The organism is Nostoc sp. TCL26-01 (assembly GCF_013393945.1).
Classification (GTDB): Bacteria; Cyanobacteriota; Cyanobacteriia; order Cyanobacteriales; family Nostocaceae; genus Trichormus.
In genome coordinates, this window is record NZ_CP040297.1 from 1,056,032 (window position 1) to 1,073,683 (window position 17,652).

Here is a 17,652-nt window from a genome sequence, read left to right on the forward strand (position 1 = left end):
TAGCCTAGTCTTAATTTTTTGCTTCACTTTATAATTTACCAACCTTTTGGATGAAAAGTTGGTAATTTACTATAAGTTACCCAATATACATTGCTATAGTATGTAGTATTTGCTACTTTTCTCCCAAGAAAGAAGCAAAAGGAGAAACAGATGTTAGGTGGAGATTACAAAGCCGTTAGTGCTTCAGGACAAGTATATAAGCTAATTTTGAAAATTAAGAATACAGGGGAATATGCAGTTTTTGGTGGATATCGATTGGGTAGTAAGGGTTCTAAGATAGTTGTGGAAGTTATCAGCAAAGAAGATTTTTATCCCACTAGTGGAGTTAGAGAAGTTTCTCCTGGAGATATAGAGATTCTCGACCCACAACCTTATAATGATTGATTAGGGAATAATTGCTAATGAGTTTATCAAGGCGATCGCCTAAAAAAATTGAGCCTCTTTACATTCAATTAGGCTCAGTAATTAAAATGAATCGAGGCTCATGTAATAAATTGAAAATCTTTGCTATTCGTGTAAATCTTCAGTTGTCGAAGTTTCACCCGTTAAATAAAAGTTAGTACCAACTTCACTAACTTGAGGTGAAAATGACCTCTCTAACTCTAATCTTTGTTCAACATTCCGTAAGAAATACCCATCTACCATTGCTGAACCTAAAAGCTTACCTAATTCTTCCCGACTGGTGGTAATAGTAGTATTAAACCTGTCACGAGGGAGATTACCCAAAGTTGCCACAACAGCACGTTGAATTAATTGCAACACCTCTGGTGAAGTGGGTTGAGACAATTGGGTAACAGTTTGAGGACTCATGGATTGCATATATTCCCACAGCCCATGATCATTGATTGCTTCACGGCTAAGATATTCTGGATTGCGATGGGAATCGTTACTCATGCTAATAATCTCAAGTGTTACTTAACTATTAATTAATTTAGCAATTGAGTTTTGATATCCCAGTGCGTTTAACCGAACTCTGAAAGAGAGATTATCCTACCTAAAGTATGTAATTTTAGACAATTGAATTTGGATGTAAAAATAACAGTCTAAGCATAGTTATCACTATTTTTAACTGTTATCTTACAACTTACCGAATCAATCATATTTGACCACACAAAACACAAGTAATAGAGCAAAACACATGACAACTATACTTTTGTCATCTTCCTTGCCTAATCTCATGAGTGTATTTATTTTTGCTCCGCTACTGAATTTCTATTCTCTAGCAATCACAATATCGTTAGATATTGTACAAAATACGTTAAATCAACACTTCTAGCCTCCAACCTCACTTTAATGCTCAAACAATGTTCAAAACAGCTATTTTCAGTGTCTAGTCTCCTATTTTGAGCATTATTTTATACTCAGCATTCATGCTCAACTAATGCTCATTTTTTATTATCCCTCATATACCCTTAACCTTCTCACCTCACTCCTGACCACAGAGATTAAGGGTATACCTCAAATTTGAACCTCGCTAGTTGACGAGAAATTGAAAACCAGTGTCTAGTGTTGGTCACTCAACACGGTTACAGTCATTTCCTAAAAATCACCCCTTGAAAAAATCTGACCAAGTTTGTCTATTTCTCCCCGACCGGGAACGAGTAACCAGAGTTAAGGGTATACCTGTCTCTTTCTACTTTCAAATACTTTAAGTAATAGTTAAAGTAATACTTTAAGTAATTAGAAGTATAGATGCAGTAAGGGATACAGGCGCAAAAAAAGAGGGGTGTTACCCCCTCCTGACATCTCATCCAACTAAAAGCCTTACATCATCCCTAGTAGGTTAATTACCTCAGATAAATGGTTCTTAGCTTTGTACAGGTCTAAAAATCTCTCCTGGTCATACCGTCTGGGTATGTCCATACGCCTACCTTCAAAACTTACCCTTAGCAATGCTGACTGTTCAGGTGTAGGTGTACCCATCTGGTCTAAAATCTCACCCATTATCTGTAACTGGTCAAAAGTGGGACGGATTAACCCTGTACCATTTTCAAATTGTTGGAGTGCCATTTCGGGGAATACCATCAAGGTAGTGATAAAACCAGGTTTTAATGCAGCCGAACCGGTAGGCTTTAATCCGTACCGGAGTAATAAAATCCTAAGTTGTGGAATCGTTAACAATTCTAATTCTTGACGTGAAAAGACCATAAAATAGATATGCCTCTATCAAAAGTGGTATCGGTGGTTTACAAGTTTCTCAGACACATAGACCACCGATTTAAAACTCTAAATTGAAGTACACGCCGATTGAAAGCTAATTTTACATTTCTACATAATGCCCAATCCTAAAGGTAAACCAGAAAATTTTAACAATCCACCAAGTAAAGATTTAACTGAAACTGTAACCTTTAGGACTACCAAAGAAATGAAAGACGCTATTAAGTCACAAGACAACCCAGGTCAATTCTGTAGAGATGCAATTCAAGAGAAGCTAGATAAGTCTACTAGTTCAGATGAATAGTTAAAGTAATACTTAAAGTAATAGTTAAAGTAAATTTAGATAGAGAAAGCTACCTAGTGATTAGGTAGCTATAACCATGATGTGAAAATTTAATTAAATCTCAACGACGGGTGTAATACCTAATTTCTTCAATGCTCGTTTTATCCGTTCAGACGGCGTACCTGTGCGATAAGTACCAAATTCCATTTTTACTATTGCTATGATTTCCAAGATTTCTGAACTAGCGATATGGTTTAATCCAACCTTAATGTTACCGTTAACTAACGCTTCTTTCTTTAACTCTTTTGCAGTCTTTCCGCATACCGCAAGAGTTATTTTATTGTGAACTAAACCTCTTATGAAATCGTTGTCTTTACAAGTGCTATGGAATGAACCATGAGAATAACGGCAAAGTTCTCTAGACTCCAACCACGTCTGACACTTAATACCAGTCGCCTTCTCATATTCCTCCTCAGTCTTCACCTGCTCAAAAGCCCTATCACACCTACGTTCTAAAGTCTCCTCTAAACAAGCTTTAGTTAATCCCTGTGCTTTGCTATTACCCTTCATGGCTTGTTCAAACCAGAACTCAGAAGCTAAATCAATAGGGATGACTTTAATTTCATTCCCTCCACCTCTACCAGATAAAGTCTTTTCTCTCTCCATTTTGTGACTCCTATAATCCTTACCAGATAAAGGTTTGATGTCATTTGCTGACTGATTATGCCCACTCCTATAACCCTGATTCTTTCGTTCGATAAATCTTTTTACCGTCTCTCTGTCTGCATCTATCGCTTTACCTACCTGAGACTGACTCATTACGTATTCACCAACAGGTAACTGGAATACTTCAACCTCGATGCTTGCAATTTTAATCACTGCACGTTTAGCCTTATTCATTTCTAACCCTCCAAGCTAATTCATGTAAATTAATAGTCCTAGCAATCACGCCCAACCTTTCAACAGTCAAGCTTTCACTTTTACCGATATAAAGAGTACGTTTTAAGTTCAAAACTGTCTTCTCTCCATACCAATATTCAGCACCACCTCGTAACGTTGCCCTAAAGGTGTAATCACGAGAATAGATGTAATGAAAACTATTGATTCCCGATTCCAAAAAATCAAACCATTGGGGAGTATCTAAAGTTATTGAAAGTTCAGAGTCAGGTAATATTAAGTAAGTCCTTTTAACTACATACTTGCATCTATTCATCAGGCAACATCTTAATTAATTGCTCATAGTTATCAACTTCCATAATTATTCTTTGAATTACGCAATTCAAAACTTTTTTATTCTCCTCAGTGCTATGAAACTTATTCTCTAAAAAACTAAGAAGTGCAATTGATTCTTGATAAGTAAAAGTCACTTCTACCATTGTTATCCCTCACTTTTTAGTAAAACCTAATCTCACAATCTCTTCAATATCAGAAATACCACAATTATATTTCTCTGCTAATTCACTCATTGATATACCTGATTTAAAATCACTAATTACTAAATTGTTCAGCCTTAAGTAATTGCTGTTTCTCTTCATCGGTTAATAAATGAAATGCTTCTCTAGCTTCACTCATTAAATCAGTAATCAATGTATGTTTATCGATTGTCAGCAACTCAGAGAGTATTGATGTAATACTTGCTGAATACAGAGTGAGAATCAAATATTTTTCTTCATCAATCATCATAAATCATCCTCATTAATCACCTCATTTTCAGAGTCTAAAATCTTATCAACCTCGGATATATGCCAAAGATAGTTTTTACATCTGAATTCTTTAGATTCATCATTGTAGGAAATTACAGTGAATCTAATATCATCAATGATGATAAAAGCAGGAATCCTATTACTCATATTTATCAAATACCAACCTAATTACAATCGTGGGAATTAAAGTGAAATAGATAAAATATCTATTACAGAAATAATCTATTTTCCAATCCCAATAAACACCAATCCAAATGTCTCTTGGCTCAAAAATCAAAGTAATACTCCAGTCCGTTCTAGATATACCCATTAATTCTTTAGACATCTATTTACCACCTTTATTTGTTTACTTTCAATTACTTGAGTTAACGATTGGACGGCTGATTGATGACACAAAAACCAACGAGGTATATTCTCATCTTCAGAATGAGAAATTATCTGATTTTTATCTATCACCATTTTTTTCAGGTATTGAAAATTTCTCAATCTTTCATCTGTATCTTGATAGCTAAAATTAACTAAATAAATTAATGCAGTATCAAGAGTAGAGAATGGCATAACTACATACATTCTTCTAGTAGTTAATTCACTCCATTTAAAAACGTACCATTCTGTATTCATCTATATACATATCTCATCTTTTTTCTACCCATCCTTTAGCAGTTAATTTCCATCCCAAGCTAGACATTATTTTTACTACCGTTTCTTGGTTGAAATAAATATTCAACTCACCTCTATTTTTGTGATATTCAAGTCTATTTTTCAGTTTTTGAGGATTAATAATTAAAGGTATTCCCCGCCTACCAGCTTCCTCTAATTGCCTATTCATTTGTCGCTGTACACCCACCTCATCCTCTATAAATGCCTCTAGATGTTCAATGATTGCAGGTGATTGATTGAATATATTGCTATTCGCATAATCCCAATATTTCTCCATATGATTAATAGCATCAGGGATGTTACGCCAAGTACCCGCAACTAGTCCAGTAACTATTAAATCAATGCTGATTATCCACTGTTCAGACTTCATTGAATGCTTGAATTCTTTCTTACCTTTCTTGGTGAGAATGTTTCTGTATTTTGCGTATAGCTTGCAATTCTCAGAGTTATTCCAAAAGCTAAAGAATTTATCTTCAATGCCGTCCCAATGAATAGAATCAATATCAATTCTGTCAGCATGAATGTCAAAATCCTCATACTGTTTTTTTTCCTCATAGCTAAAAGCATCAAATGATTTATGGGGAATAACTAACAACCTCCGATGTAATTCCTCTAATTCCATATTGAGATGTAAATCATCAATTGAAGAAATTATCTTAGGTGAAAAAACATGGAATTCCTTATTAGTCCCATCTGTCTGAGCGATTGATATTTTATCAGTTGAACGATTGTAACCAAATAACAACATCTGGTAGATACGCTCATCTTTTTGAAAGTACCAGTATGAATGTTATCCCAAGGTAAAATCACCCCATCCCTTTCTAGTTCCCTATCTTCACCATCAATCCACCTCATAGAATCAAGTGCATTCCTGATAGCTGAGAATGTATCGGTAGCAGAGAACGTAGAATTTATACCGTGCAGCTTCGCGGCGAATATTGCAGTGGTTGACTTCCCAGAGCCTTTACCACCCCAACTAAATAAAATCGGTAAAACCTTAGCCCATTTACTAGGAACCAATAGGTATGTAGCGACTATCGGTAACATTAAATCTCGTTGGGGTAACATTACAGCTTGTCCAAGAATCTCTGATATGTTTGCATACAAACTGAGATTGTCATCCCATAGCTCAGTCCAGCTATCCATCTCAGCACGGTAAAATTCATTAGGGTCTAAGTAAATAGCATCAGTCATCTTTCTTCTTTCATTGATGTAATTTACTTAAAGTAATACTTAAACTATTACTTTAAGTAATTGAAAATAGGTTAGGATATTAAAGCAGTACAGAGAGTAAACACCTCTTGTATTGCTTTTTTGTTGGCTGCGGTAGCAAGTATATCCGCTAACTGTGCAAGGTTCTCGACTGGTACACCTTCACCCATTGCATTCACCTGAGAACAGACAAAGCTTAATCTATCGCTCAACTTCTCTAGTTCAGTCTGTGCAGGTTTACCACTATATCCACCTTTACTGAATCCACTTTTACTGTTTGGTGCTTTAATGTCTTCAGGTTTAATCTGTTCAGGTGATTCTACAGGCTTGATGACTACAGACATCTTTAACATCTGAGTTAATACCAACGGGTCTATAGGATTCCCGTCAAAATCTACCCCCTTAGTAAACAAATCACAGTAGGGGTCATCTTTCAGGTTGATAAATCCAGAGTAAATAACACCTTCTTCTAACCCGTTGAATAGGTGACACAGCCATCTTTCAAGACGTGATTGTTTAACGTCTACTTTATTTTTCTCTCTATCCTCTTTTTGATAGTCTTTTTTAGCTACTTTAAACTTCACCAATTGCGGTTCAAATTTCCAGTTTTTATCATTAAATACCTGAATCTCTGAGAATTTAGTAGCGTATGCAAATACGTGATAAAAATCATCATCCTGACAAAAACCCAACTCTGAAAATTCAATCTTTGAATTAGCATCATGCCAGTCAGAACAACCAACCGAAGCGTATTTGTTATCACCTTTAGGCTCGATATACCAGAATTGTTTCATAACATTGCTCCTTGTCTATGTGCAATTAAATGTGAACAAGCTTTGTACAGTATCTCTGCATGGCATTTTTCAGTACCAGAAGGAACCATCAGATAGTTCTCGACATTGATACACCAGCATCCCAGAGAAGTCACCTCACCTCGTTCTATCCGTTCAGATAGGTCAACCACTCTAGCTAAATATTCCTTCTCCCAGTCATGCAACCCGTGATACTTTAAACCGGACACCCAATTAGGTATCAATCTCGTCATCATCCATTCACGGTATCGATACAAAGCCTCACCTCTATTAGTAGTCAGATACCTTACGTGTCTACCATTCCGGTGATTCCAAGGATTAGCTAGCACTAACGCTTTACTCGACTTACCTACATACTCAAGTCCTGGAGTATACCAAGCATCCTCACTATCCATTTTAAGGATATTCATATATCCCCTACCCCTATCACCGTTAGGTTACTCCCTGGTAATTTCCAAGGTTTATCTGATACCAATCTCAGATAGTTGAAATAGTCAGGATGGAATAGCTGTAATAGTCTCAGAGTTTTACGGAAGTCTGCCAGAGCATAATCATCATGCAGTATCCATTCCCCTTTAGCTTCAAAAAGTATCAATCCTGATGGAGTGAATACAGAGAAGTCACACTTCCAAGTTAAAGCTGGGAAACATTCATCCTGTGGAAGTAAAGGAATCTCAAATTGTCTATTGATGTAAGTAGCACCATACTTTTTACGGAGATGTCCCCAGACCTTGAATTCTAAAGCTGAATCAAAATACTCAAGGTTTTTTTTCTGGGCTACTGTTAGCGGATAACCCGCAGGAATAATACCGCCTGACATTGGGTTAAACCAAAATGGTTTACTCCTTATTTTTTTTCTCGTTCCAGTGGGCATAAGCCTTAGATACTACCTTCTGAAAATCGTTGTAATTTTGTGGCTGTAGCTGTTCTAGGATTCGTGAAAGTTTCTCAACTACGTAGCTTTCGTCAAATACCACAGTTACAGGTACTTTTTCCTTCTTGCTACCACCTTTAATTGGTGCAGAGGTTTTTAATCTGTATCCCTGTTCGGATAGCATCGCTGGATGCAATGAGTACAGCACGGGATTTCCAAATAATTCAGACCAGTGTATGTTCTCTTCTTTCATAGTCTTGTTTGATTTACTTTAAGTAATACTTTAACTATTACTTAAAGTAATTTTAGGTAGAGAGATTAATTGGTAGATACTGCTGCTAGTTGCTCGTTAGCTACTTCATCCTTAGCTTCACTCAAAAGGTCAGAAACCTTATCCAGTCTAGAGTTTTGCAATTCCCATGTAGCTTTTCTGAATATTTCAATCAAGTTAGGAGAACTCTGTAATGATTTCTCTAGTTTACCGATATCCCCTAATTGCTCTACCTCATTAGCAAGATTTGACAACTCTAGAGAAGCATGACGGATGAGAGAAACAACTTGAGTTCTAGGATTAATAATTGACTTTTTAGGCATCGTTTTAACCTCATTTATTGCCCTGTATTTGAGGTTATGCACGGTCTTTTTTTTTTTTCAAGTATTCGTAACAATCCGTAATATTTTTATTCCGGATTCCCTAGATTTTTATTGTTCAATAGTACGGAATAAACGAATGTATTTTTTTATATTTGCTACTATTGCCGAAATACCATGAACAAGAAACCCTAAAAGCTATTACTGATAAGGTTTTATTCCGTAAATCTCATTTTGTTTACACTTATTTATAGTTATTTTCTGTGGAAAAATAGAGTAAAAACTTGTATAAGATGAACGTTTTAAATAAAAAAAATAGATGTCATTCAATGACATCTATTTCAAAAATTTATTAAATTAATGCTTCAAGTTTGAGTTTCCATTTAGCGAACCCTTGCTGGTAATTGATTTTTCCTACCCATCGAGATGAAAGCCTGACCGATGGAGTTCTAATCACGTATCCTTCATCTTTAAATTCCTTTGGTATGGGTAATTCGTAAATAGTCGGCGAATCATTGACAGGTATGTAAATACTTCGAGATTTAGATAACAATGGGTCAGGATAAATAAACCTTAAATAAGCTCCTGACCTAATTCTTTCAGTCTCCCAACCTACGACATCGGTAATAGTCGTCGTGATACGAAAGGTATCTGAAATAACATCGTTATTAAAAGCTTGCCATACGTCAGATACCTGTAATTCCCCTATTAATTCCCAATCCATTATTTACTGGTATCAAGAATTGAGTACTGTTTACCGTATCCGACAATTAATTCAGCATACCCATTAGCACCAAGTATGTTAGTTCTTTTGGTGCTGTCGTTAAAAATAGCTTTGAACCTATCAAGGATGGTATTCATCGTAAAAGTACCGGTGGCAACACTAAATGGAGTAGACCAGTGAGATTGACCACCTTTGTCGTCGTATTTTTTAATCCATCTAGTACCGTAGCTAGTATTTTTAACTTCAGCCGTAGCATCACCGTAATACCAGCGAAGTTTGACTACTGCAATTTTGGAACCTTTGTTGACCTCAACTACTACAGAACCATCGGGAACGGTAGCTAATAAACCAACTTCAGCGATACCGCCTAAATTAGTTAAAGCTTGCTTTTTAACTTCAAATTGTAAGAACCTACCAGTCTCTAACGGGTCACGGTAATAAGCAATCTGAAAATCTTCTGGTTTTCTTGCTTTATAAGGTTTTGGGTTTGCCAGCCTTGCCGCTTTTCTCGCGGCTTCTCTAGCACGAGCAATTTTAGCCAATTCTTCTAATTCGTATGCACTTTTACGTCTAGCCATTTTTTATCCCTCCGTCAAAAATCTTGTTCTCCCCACTCTACAAGGGTTTTACCCTGTTCTTTTTTGACGGAAACCTATACGTTTCCATGAGTTTTTTAGATAACTCTACACAGTTAACAAATAGTACAGATATACTATTTGTTATCCAAACACTTAACCTAAAAATGGCTCAACCCACACTTACAGATATTTTTGGACAAGGTGCAACCCAAAACGGTACTACACTCACGATTCTCAAGTCTGACCTTGTTGACGCAGGATTAACGGTAAATTCCAGTAATTCGGCAGAATCATTACTTGTTGCAATTTTAAAAAAAGCATCAGCTAGCTTAACGAGTGAAAACAGGGATTCAAGTATAGACCAGAGTGTTTATGTTGATGTCGAAAATCAACCTAGCTTTGCTACTCGGATAAACGGTAATACTACGGCTAGATACATTCGAGATACTATTACCATTGAACTTGACAAAGCCTACAACGACACAGGAATAGACCCAGACGACTACTAATGTACGAAATCAAAATACAACATATATTCGGTGAAAATGTCATTCAAAATAATCAGGCTTTAATAATTAAAAAGTCTGATTTTCCTTTACTGTCACCACTTGTTAACAACACTGCTGAATCTCTGCTGATTACAATCCTAATTAATGCAATCAGAAATTTTCAGGGAATTATAGAAGATGAAAATAATCAAGGTATTAACGATGAAAGTAATAACCTAATTGAATTTGATAACACCGATGCTTACACTTTTTTAAAGATGAAAAGATGGAATGATTTTTTCACTGATAGAAACAATCAAAGATTTATCAGACGCACAATAGTAATCGACACATATGAAGCTGAATGAGTATCCCGAATTATTGCAATTATCTGAAAATGATTTACTACTGGGTTGGGATAGTGTTAATGCTATTGTTTCCGTGATAAGAGTTAGCACATTAAGAGATTATTTGGGAGTAGAACCTCCAGCCGACAATACATTACCTACTCTTGTTTTTAGTGAATTTGGTGATAACAAAGGAATGTGCTATTGGCTAGCAACGAGACTCGATGATAACTGGAGTAATCCACATACATCTGGTGAACTAACAGTAATTTCCAATGGTGGGGGAGTTGCGAATCTAGCTTCTATTGTTGACAGAACCACTGGTGGCGGCAACTATCCCGCTAGCGCTCAAAACGCTTATTGGGGTGTAGACTTCAAAACCCATAAATTGAAGGTAACTGATTACATAATTCGTCACGACGCTAATAGCGGTTACGCGCTAAGAAGTTGGAAATTACAAGGCAGTAACAACGGTATAGACTGGATTGATATACACAGTCAAACAAATAACACCACGCTCAATAATCCGTTTGATTGGTTGCGAGTAAGCGTAACAGGCGTAACTACTGCATACAAAATTTTCAAGCTTGTAATGACTGCTCCTAATAGCGCAGGAACTTATGAATTTTGTTGTTCAGAGTTGGAATTTTATGGTGAGGTGCAAGCGATATGAGCTACTGCGAGGGTAAGGAGTCTGCAACCGTAAAAATTACATGGAGTGGTGGAGATAAAGAGAGTGTAGTGAGTGAGTACCCTGGTGTAGAGGTAACCAGCAAACCTTCCTATTCCTACAAAATCACATACCACCACGATGTCAGACCTAACAGTAATAATTTTCAAGATTCTTATGATTCTTTTAAAGAATTAGGAATACTTGAGGAGCCGATATCTTATCAACTAATCTCAAGTTCTGATGGTAAAATCGTTGATTTAAAAGTTGCATCAGGAACCCCCCCCAGAAAGAAACGACTATTGTCATGGCAAGAAATAGTAGCTATGGGTCAATTTTCTCAAACTTGCAACTAGTACGAGGGGATTTATATACAGAAGTGAGGGTTGTTGATAAAAAGTCAACAGTTAAATTAAGTCGCAAAGGTAGCGCTAACTGGGATGTTGTTTGTAGCGATGAATGTCCACCGGGACAGATTAAATGTGAGCATCCTGGCTACCCTGGATTTTGCTGTATCCCCTGTAAACCAACAGCAAATAAAATAAATAACCTTGCTGCGAAGGTGGGGAAATAATCTATGGCACAGTGCAAAGATATTGACGCAGCACTAGCGAGATTAGAGCGCAAGATTGACGCTCAAAATAAACGCATTGGAGAGTTAGAAAAAGAACAGAAAAGATGTTGCAACGATAATAAAAACAATAAAAACCAAAACTTAGCTGACATATATAACAGACTTAATAAGCTTGAGAATTATTGTCAGAGTATAGAGAATTTATTTGCTCAAATAGCTAATTTATTCAAACCAATAATATCTATCTTTAAATAAATGACGTTACCACCGCAGACGAAATCGGGGAGATTGGTACTTGAATCATTGACCAATCTATCGAAGGAATTACACTTTTACGATAAGCAGTTTAAAGCATTACGTAAACTCAAGTCATCAATAGCAGAAATTGACCAAATAAAACGAGGTGTCAGCACCGCTACTTCTAGTGTAAAAACACTAGAAAAGCAGTTTGGTGCGGGACAGAAAGTAGTCGATGTATTAAATAAAGATGTCAAGGAAAGTAAGAATCTGTGGAATAGTTTTTTAAGCAAGATTCCTGGAGGTGGAAACAATGCCAGTAAAGCTTCAAAAGTAGGAGCCACTATTGGTGGATTAATTGCACTTGGTGGAGTAGCAGTAATAATTGCATTACAGTCAATCGTTGCAGGGATAGTACAAAATTCAGCCGACAAACGTTCTGATACCCTCGATGCTGAACTAACAAAAGTAAATGGTAGAGCCTTACAAGCACAAGCACAAGTAAAAGCCGTTCTTCAACAATTGAATCAGAATAAATTAGAAGACCAACGAACAAGAGATAGGGTATATGGACTAGAAAAGCAACTTGTACCTATTAGAGAAAAATCTAATGATGCTTTGTATGAAGTACGCCAAGGTAGAACAATATTAGAATCCAAGATTGCCGATGCTAGAAAATATGCAAATGATGTGCTAGCAGAATCAAGGGGGACAGCATCAAAAATTAATTCACAAATACAACAGCAGAACGCAAGTTTTGCTAAACAGATAGCTGATGTTAATGCCAAAATTGCATCTTTTACTAATGGGGTAAAAGACAATTTTCAAACTAGCATCAATACCACAATCAATGGACTCAAAGCTGAGATAACATCATTAAAAGCAACTCAAGCAACGAAGGTAGATATTAACTCTGCTATTGATAAAAATAATGTTGCTATCGATAGCAAATTAAAGTCTACTAACGATGTTTTGCAGGGCATCATTAAACCTGTACAAGCCACAGTAAATACCCTGCAAAACGGATACACAGAGATAGTTAAAAATGGTGTTACTACTCGTTATTTCGATGGAGTAGTCAAGAGTCTTCAAGATACTTATAGTAAATCGTTTGAAGCTCAGGGTGCTAAATGGAATGAGGAACAAAGAAAGCTATCTGAAGACTTCCTTAACCAAATTAAACAAGGTAATGCCACGTCTAACATCATTCAACAAGGGATAAGAGAAGTAGATAAACAGGTTAACGATTTTATTCGGGAAGTAGAAAGAAAAACATCCCTTATTGACACAGTAAAGCCTGATATAGACAAACTCAGGAAAGATGTTCAGGGCGACTTAAACAAGGACAACAATCGATTAACTACGCTTGAAATAAAGATACAAGAGATAGAAAAAATGAACGAGAAGGGTAATCAAAAACTCGACCAAATCATACCCAAGCTTGACCAAATTATTCCAACACTTGCAGGTATACCACTTATTCCTGGCAGAGTAGCTGACACTTTAAAACCATCTATTCCTACGCTTCCACAGATAGAGAATAGCGTGGGTACTGCAATGTGTAAAAACCTAAGAACAGGTTGTGGTAAACAAGCGATAGATAATGCAGTGGGCAATATTACCGGAAATAATAATAACAACACTAACGCTTTACTTAATGCTGTAAACACGGGCTTAAATGCTGGAACTTTAGCGAGTAATTTAGCTTTATTACCAACCATCAACAACAAACTGGGTGAACAAATTCCTGGCGGTATATCAGGGAAGCTAGGAAAGATTGCCTCATGGTTGCAGCTAGACAGAGTATTGAATCTTTTAATAACCGCAGCAACAATACATAACGCATTCCAACTTAGTAATGATATTGCTGTTACTCTTGGTAGCGCTTTAGGTAACATTCTTCAGTTAATAGGAATTAAAAATGACGAAGGAGGTGCAATTGATATAGGGCAATTAATCAATGGCACAGTAGAGAATTTAGTTAAAGGTGTAATAGGTGCTGAAAATTACAAAGAAATGTCCTTGGCTTTTGCAAAGGCTAATAGAATTTATCAAGCATCTAGTAACGTACTCAATAGTTTCACAAACATTGGACACACTATTACCAATGGACTAGAGATTGTAGGAGGGCAAAATGGCAAGATTGGTAATGCTCTAAAAACATGGGGAATAGTAGGAGAGAAAGCTTATGAGTGGATGAATCCCAATCCTAATTACCATAGTAGAATGTTGAACTTTTTCCAGAATGCTCAACAGGGTGCAAGTACTATTCAGCAAGTAACTCAAGTACCGTTAGATATTATTCAAGCTGCAACTGAGTTTAACAATTCAACTACAGAGGTAATCAAAGCTGTCACTCAAGATGAAAACACAAAAGACGGTGCTAACGTGGGTGATGCTAAGAAGGTGAAAGAGTCGCAGCAAATAGCAAAAACTAGCTCTATCGGTGCGTCAATTACCAAAGATGATTTATTTAATGCAAATAGCTAGAAGTAAATAAAATGCCTTTACCTGATAACACTTTTGAGCATTTACAAGATGTAATAAGGAAGCAGCATAATGCCAAGGTGAGGGATTTTTTCTCTGACCTTGGTGGTGAAGATTGGGAACCCGAAATAGCTACAAATAGGGGAAGCCTAAGAACAGCTTGTACAATACTAGATAACGATACAGCCCCAGTCATGGAAATGAGATTTAGACTTTTCTATGACATTCTAGGAGTAGGTAAAGAAGATTTAGTGGTATTTCATGGGGTACGGAATGACGAAAGTATTCCTGTTGAAGGTAGACCATTAATCTGTTTTTATTTCTCCCAAGACGCTGCTGCTACCCCTGATAATCTTGACCCTGTAGACGCTGAATATAGTTTCAGGATTATGGATGAAACACAGGCGACATTTACAGAAGCTAAAGCTAGAACCCTTGGACTAAAAATAAAACAGGAATTCATAGTATCAGGTAAGGGGATAGTTTTTACTAAAGGAAAAAATATCTATAAGTATGTAGATGAAGTGAAGGGATACAGGAATCGTATTTATAGCAATTCTGAACCTGATGCTATTGATGTTATACGTAGGCTTTTAGCTTGTCAGAATTTTACTTTTGATGATGATAAGTTAACCGTTAGCCAGCCTAAAAAAAATAGTACCTCTACTACCGCCACCCATCTTGTCTATGGTAAACAGAGAAAGAAAAAAAGATTCAGACCTATAGCTAATATTAGATTCAGGTACGCTTATATGTCGTTACCGGGAATGAATAAAGATGTATTTTTAGTTGATACAACTGGTAGATATAACCCATTGGTAAAATGAACAAAATAATAGCTGTAAACCCCAGTAACACTCAACCTACTTTAACCCTCACCCTAGAATCAACGGGTATCTTGCTGGGTATTCTAGTAAGTGTTTCGATGTTGTTGGGTGGAACGATAAAGGTAATCACTAAGTTTAATACTATTAGTAATTCAATTAGGGATTTAAGAGAAGATTTAAATAGTAATACCAAGGCTTTAGAGCAATTCAAAACTTTGAATTCTGAGGTATTGGTATTAGACAGGAAGCTAGACCTTCACTTACAAGAGTACGTTAACCGTAAGGAGACTGTGCAATTCCTGATGGGACAGCTAGACCAGAAGATTGACCATAACAGGAAGCGGTGGGAGGAAGAGTTACAGGAAGTGAAGGGGGAAACGAAGCAACTAGAGAATTATTTGCAAAGCCACAGTGGTTTTAAGGTACGTGAGTAAGTCTCTGTCTATGTTCTAGAATACTTAAAGTATTACTTTAAGTATTACTTTAAGTAAATAAAAGTAGAGATAGAAAGATAGAGAGATAGATGACTAAAATTGAGTAACCTAAATTGGTGAATATTATGAAAGCTAAATTTCAAGTTTCTAGCACTACCAGATTTACTGGATTCTCAGGTGTGAAGGTTGAGTTGTACCCAGTGGTTAATACCTCAGACGAGAATAAGGAATTCTGGAAGGCTACACCGGATGGTAAATTGGAGATGACGATAACTAATCCTAATGCTGTTGACTTCTTTGAAGTGGATAAGGAGTATTATCTAGAATTCAGCGAAGTATAATTAACTAAATACATGATTTATAGGAGTTACCTATTTAGGTAACTCTTTTTATTTTTTTAACTATCTATTTTTTAAAATCTTTATTTATTTTTACCGGATGTAGTACAGTACTACATTAGGATTTTTAAAATATATAATTAGATAAATATTAAATATATAAATAATAAAAATAATAAATAATATAATATAAAAAAATACCTACTAACGTTATAGCTAGTAGGTTTTATTTGTTGGGGTTATGTTGGTTATTTTTTATCTTTGTCAGCTAATAACTTGTTAATCAGTTCCTGTTGCTGTTGTAGCTGTTGTTTGAGTATGTCTAACTCTGTTGTTTGCGGTAAATGTGGGTTAACCCTTTCCGCAAATATGGCTACATCCTGATAATGTTTGTTACTCACATCAATGTTATGCCCACACCATTTAGAGACTATTTTTTCATCTATTCCTAAGTCAAAAACAGCGTGAGTGATAAATGAATGTCTAGTGTTGTAGGGCGAGAGTTGCTTTATTAGCTTACCTTGTTCTATTAATTGGGGGATAATTCCCCTTATCCTTATAGATTTATTTCCACTATATGTATTTCTGAATACTGCGCTATTTATTATTTTTTCTCCCTTGCTTTTAAACACTATCTCGGTATCTTCACCTTGAGGAATTGATTTTAATGATGTCCATAGCTCACCATCTCTAGGCATCGGGAATTTGCGAACTAATTCACCTTTATATGTACTATCGTTTTTTAACGGATAGAATTTTTTAGTTGCTCTATCGTAAGTTCGCCTAATTAAAATTCTCTCTTTCTCCCATTCGATATCGCACCACATAAAAGCTACGGCTTCACCTGTTCTACATCCAGTGAGAAATTTAAATTTTAGAAAATTAAACCAATGAGGGTATTTAGTTTCAACAAAATTAAGTATTATTTGTACTTCATCCCATGTATAGGCTTTTGACTGGTCAAGCACATCGTTATCACTTTCTACCTCATCTTGTTTTTTACCTTTAGCTCCTTTAGTCATTATCTCATCAGCTAGACCATCATAGGGATTATGAGTTAATAGCTTATTTTTAACAGCCAATTGATAACCCTTAGAAAGATTAGATAAGATTTGCTTGACTAACTTTAAATGTCTATTTTCTACTAGCCAATTTCTGATTTTTAAAGCATCTTCTGACTTGGTGGCTTCCATTGCTGATTGAAGATAATTTTTGTACTGTCCTTGATACATTCTGTGATAAACACTCTCTCTCAACCCTTGCTTTCTGTACTCACAGTACATATCCCAGACTTCGAGTAACGATAACTCAGGCTTAGGTGGTAACTGGTCATCCGATACTAGCGTTAGTTTAGGACTACGCAAACTTGCTCTTAATCCATACTCCTCTAGTATTTCCTGATACCGTCCTAGATTGAAGTTTCCCTGACCATCGCTTAACTTACCCTCCTCTAACTCAATCTGTAACCGTCGTTGGAGTTTACTTGCTGTAGCTTCCCATCCGTCAACCATTGGGATACCAGTCGCTAGCTTCATCTGTTTACCTTCATCAAAGTAGGAACGAGGGAAGCAAGCTTTAATACTTCCTGAATCTGGTCTGACTGTTACCTGACCTTTCTTAGCCTTACCTGTGGGTGTCTTTGGTGAATTTACCATA

General features: G+C 36.2%; 28 protein-coding genes. 12 read left to right on the forward strand and 16 right to left on the reverse strand.

The window, feature by feature from the left end; all coding sequences use genetic code 11:
• Nucleotides 1-150 precede the first annotated feature (150 nt).
• Nucleotides 151-384 carry a hypothetical protein gene (locus FD725_RS04355; RefSeq protein WP_179046988.1) on the forward strand — a complete coding sequence of 78 codons (234 nt, stop codon included), beginning with the start codon at nt 151-153 and terminating at the stop codon, nt 382-384.
• Nucleotides 385-507: 123 nt separating this feature from the next.
• Here the strand turns inward: FD725_RS04355 and FD725_RS04360 are convergent, their stop codons facing one another.
• Together FD725_RS04360 and FD725_RS04365 are read right to left on the reverse strand one after the other, a co-directional pair.
• Nucleotides 508-894, reverse strand: coding sequence for a DUF760 domain-containing protein (locus tag FD725_RS04360; protein WP_179046989.1), 387 nt, complete (start codon nt 892-894; stop codon nt 508-510).
• An 870-nt stretch (nt 895-1,764) separates the two neighbouring features.
• Nucleotides 1,765-2,148 carry a hypothetical protein gene (locus FD725_RS04365; protein WP_179046990.1) on the reverse strand — a complete coding sequence of 128 codons (384 nt, stop codon included), beginning with the start codon at nt 2,146-2,148 and terminating at the stop codon, nt 1,765-1,767.
• A 127-nt stretch (nt 2,149-2,275) separates the two neighbouring features.
• Here FD725_RS04365 and FD725_RS04370 point away from each other — a divergent pair, with 127 nt between their 5' ends.
• Nucleotides 2,276-2,461, forward strand: a complete 186-nt coding sequence (locus tag FD725_RS04370) for a hypothetical protein (RefSeq protein ID WP_179046991.1) — start codon at nt 2,276-2,278, stop codon at nt 2,459-2,461.
• A 93-nt stretch (nt 2,462-2,554) separates the two neighbouring features.
• Here the strand turns inward: FD725_RS04370 and FD725_RS04375 are convergent, their stop codons facing one another.
• The 6 genes from FD725_RS04375 to FD725_RS04400 form a co-directional block, all read right to left on the reverse strand.
• Nucleotides 2,555-3,340: a hypothetical protein gene (locus FD725_RS04375; protein WP_179046992.1), complete on the reverse strand. Its 786-nt coding sequence runs from the start codon at nt 3,338-3,340 to the stop codon at nt 2,555-2,557.
• Nucleotides 3,333-3,653 (reverse strand): hypothetical protein, encoded by a 321-nt coding sequence (locus FD725_RS04380; protein WP_179046993.1) that lies wholly within the window; start codon nt 3,651-3,653, stop codon nt 3,333-3,335. The genes FD725_RS04375 and FD725_RS04380 overlap by 8 nt, the downstream gene beginning before the upstream one ends.
• Complete coding sequence (locus FD725_RS04385) at nt 3,646-3,816, reverse strand: hypothetical protein (RefSeq protein WP_179046994.1); 171 nt, start codon at nt 3,814-3,816, stop codon at nt 3,646-3,648. Before FD725_RS04385 ends, FD725_RS04380 begins: the two co-directional genes overlap by 8 nt.
• A gap of 112 nt (nt 3,817-3,928) precedes the next feature.
• Nucleotides 3,929-4,123 (reverse strand): hypothetical protein, encoded by a 195-nt coding sequence (locus FD725_RS04390; protein ID WP_179046995.1) that lies wholly within the window; start codon nt 4,121-4,123, stop codon nt 3,929-3,931.
• Between the two features lie 329 nt (nt 4,124-4,452).
• Nucleotides 4,453-4,701 carry a hypothetical protein gene (locus tag FD725_RS04395; protein ID WP_179046996.1) on the reverse strand — a complete coding sequence of 83 codons (249 nt, stop codon included), beginning with the start codon at nt 4,699-4,701 and terminating at the stop codon, nt 4,453-4,455.
• Between the two features lie 76 nt (nt 4,702-4,777).
• Nucleotides 4,778-5,551 carry a hypothetical protein gene (locus FD725_RS04400; protein ID WP_179046997.1) on the reverse strand — a complete coding sequence of 258 codons (774 nt, stop codon included), beginning with the start codon at nt 5,549-5,551 and terminating at the stop codon, nt 4,778-4,780.
• Nucleotides 5,552-5,590: 39 nt separating this feature from the next.
• Between FD725_RS04400 and FD725_RS04405 the strand changes: the two genes are divergently transcribed.
• Nucleotides 5,591-5,962 (forward strand): hypothetical protein, encoded by a 372-nt coding sequence (locus FD725_RS04405; protein WP_179046998.1) that lies wholly within the window; start codon nt 5,591-5,593, stop codon nt 5,960-5,962.
• Nucleotides 5,963-6,068: 106 nt separating this feature from the next.
• Here the strand turns inward: FD725_RS04405 and FD725_RS04410 are convergent, their stop codons facing one another.
• From FD725_RS04410 to FD725_RS04440, 7 genes are all read right to left on the reverse strand, one after another.
• Nucleotides 6,069-6,809, reverse strand: a complete 741-nt coding sequence (locus FD725_RS04410; protein ID WP_179046999.1) for a hypothetical protein — start codon at nt 6,807-6,809, stop codon at nt 6,069-6,071.
• Nucleotides 6,806-7,237 carry a DUF4326 domain-containing protein gene (locus FD725_RS04415; RefSeq protein WP_179047000.1) on the reverse strand — a complete coding sequence of 144 codons (432 nt, stop codon included), beginning with the start codon at nt 7,235-7,237 and terminating at the stop codon, nt 6,806-6,808. The genes FD725_RS04410 and FD725_RS04415 overlap by 4 nt, the downstream gene beginning before the upstream one ends.
• Complete coding sequence (locus FD725_RS04420; RefSeq protein WP_179047001.1) at nt 7,234-7,647, reverse strand: hypothetical protein; 414 nt, start codon at nt 7,645-7,647, stop codon at nt 7,234-7,236. Before FD725_RS04420 ends, FD725_RS04415 begins: the two co-directional genes overlap by 4 nt.
• Before the next feature lie 19 nt (nt 7,648-7,666).
• A complete protein-coding gene (locus FD725_RS04425; protein ID WP_179047002.1) occupies nt 7,667-7,885 on the reverse strand; it encodes a hypothetical protein in 219 nt (72 codons plus the stop codon).
• Between the two features lie 134 nt (nt 7,886-8,019).
• On the reverse strand, nt 8,020-8,295 hold the full coding sequence (locus FD725_RS04430) for a hypothetical protein (protein ID WP_179047003.1): 276 nt from the start codon (nt 8,293-8,295) through the stop codon (nt 8,020-8,022).
• A 349-nt stretch (nt 8,296-8,644) separates the two neighbouring features.
• A complete protein-coding gene (locus tag FD725_RS04435) occupies nt 8,645-9,016 on the reverse strand; it encodes a hypothetical protein (protein WP_179047004.1) in 372 nt (123 codons plus the stop codon).
• Entirely contained in the window at nt 9,016-9,594 is a 579-nt protein-coding gene (locus FD725_RS04440) for a hypothetical protein (protein ID WP_179047005.1), read from the reverse strand. Before FD725_RS04440 ends, FD725_RS04435 begins: the two co-directional genes overlap by 1 nt.
• 164 nt (nt 9,595-9,758) lie before the next feature.
• Here FD725_RS04440 and FD725_RS04445 point away from each other — a divergent pair, with 164 nt between their 5' ends.
• The 9 genes from FD725_RS04445 to FD725_RS04485 all read left to right on the forward strand — a co-directional run bounded on the left by FD725_RS04445 (nt 9,759) and on the right by FD725_RS04485 (nt 15,999).
• Nucleotides 9,759-10,103: a hypothetical protein gene (locus FD725_RS04445; protein ID WP_179047006.1), complete on the forward strand. Its 345-nt coding sequence runs from the start codon at nt 9,759-9,761 to the stop codon at nt 10,101-10,103.
• Nucleotides 10,103-10,450, forward strand: a complete 348-nt coding sequence (locus FD725_RS04450; RefSeq protein ID WP_179047007.1) for a hypothetical protein — start codon at nt 10,103-10,105, stop codon at nt 10,448-10,450. The genes FD725_RS04445 and FD725_RS04450 overlap by 1 nt, the downstream gene beginning before the upstream one ends.
• Entirely contained in the window at nt 10,437-11,102 is a 666-nt protein-coding gene (locus FD725_RS04455) for a hypothetical protein (RefSeq protein ID WP_179047008.1), read from the forward strand. Before FD725_RS04450 ends, FD725_RS04455 begins: the two co-directional genes overlap by 14 nt.
• Nucleotides 11,099-11,455: a hypothetical protein gene (locus FD725_RS04460; RefSeq protein WP_179047009.1), complete on the forward strand. Its 357-nt coding sequence runs from the start codon at nt 11,099-11,101 to the stop codon at nt 11,453-11,455. The genes FD725_RS04455 and FD725_RS04460 overlap by 4 nt, the downstream gene beginning before the upstream one ends.
• 221 nt (nt 11,456-11,676) lie before the next feature.
• On the forward strand, nt 11,677-11,928 hold the full coding sequence (locus tag FD725_RS04465; RefSeq protein WP_179047010.1) for a hypothetical protein: 252 nt from the start codon (nt 11,677-11,679) through the stop codon (nt 11,926-11,928).
• Nucleotides 11,929-14,400 (forward strand): hypothetical protein, encoded by a 2,472-nt coding sequence (locus FD725_RS04470; RefSeq protein ID WP_179047011.1) that lies wholly within the window; start codon nt 11,929-11,931, stop codon nt 14,398-14,400. It begins immediately after the preceding gene.
• 11 nt (nt 14,401-14,411) lie between these two features.
• Complete coding sequence (locus FD725_RS04475; protein ID WP_179047012.1) at nt 14,412-15,224, forward strand: hypothetical protein; 813 nt, start codon at nt 14,412-14,414, stop codon at nt 15,222-15,224.
• On the forward strand, nt 15,221-15,658 hold the full coding sequence (locus FD725_RS04480) for a hypothetical protein (protein ID WP_179047013.1): 438 nt from the start codon (nt 15,221-15,223) through the stop codon (nt 15,656-15,658). The genes FD725_RS04475 and FD725_RS04480 overlap by 4 nt, the downstream gene beginning before the upstream one ends.
• A gap of 113 nt (nt 15,659-15,771) precedes the next feature.
• Entirely contained in the window at nt 15,772-15,999 is a 228-nt protein-coding gene (locus tag FD725_RS04485; protein WP_179047014.1) for a hypothetical protein, read from the forward strand.
• Nucleotides 16,000-16,244: 245 nt separating this feature from the next.
• On the opposite strand, the gene FD725_RS04490 is transcribed toward FD725_RS04485, so the two are convergent.
• A complete protein-coding gene (locus tag FD725_RS04490; protein ID WP_179047015.1) occupies nt 16,245-17,531 on the reverse strand; it encodes a tyrosine-type recombinase/integrase in 1,287 nt (428 codons plus the stop codon).
• Nucleotides 17,532-17,652: the final 121 nt, after the last annotated feature.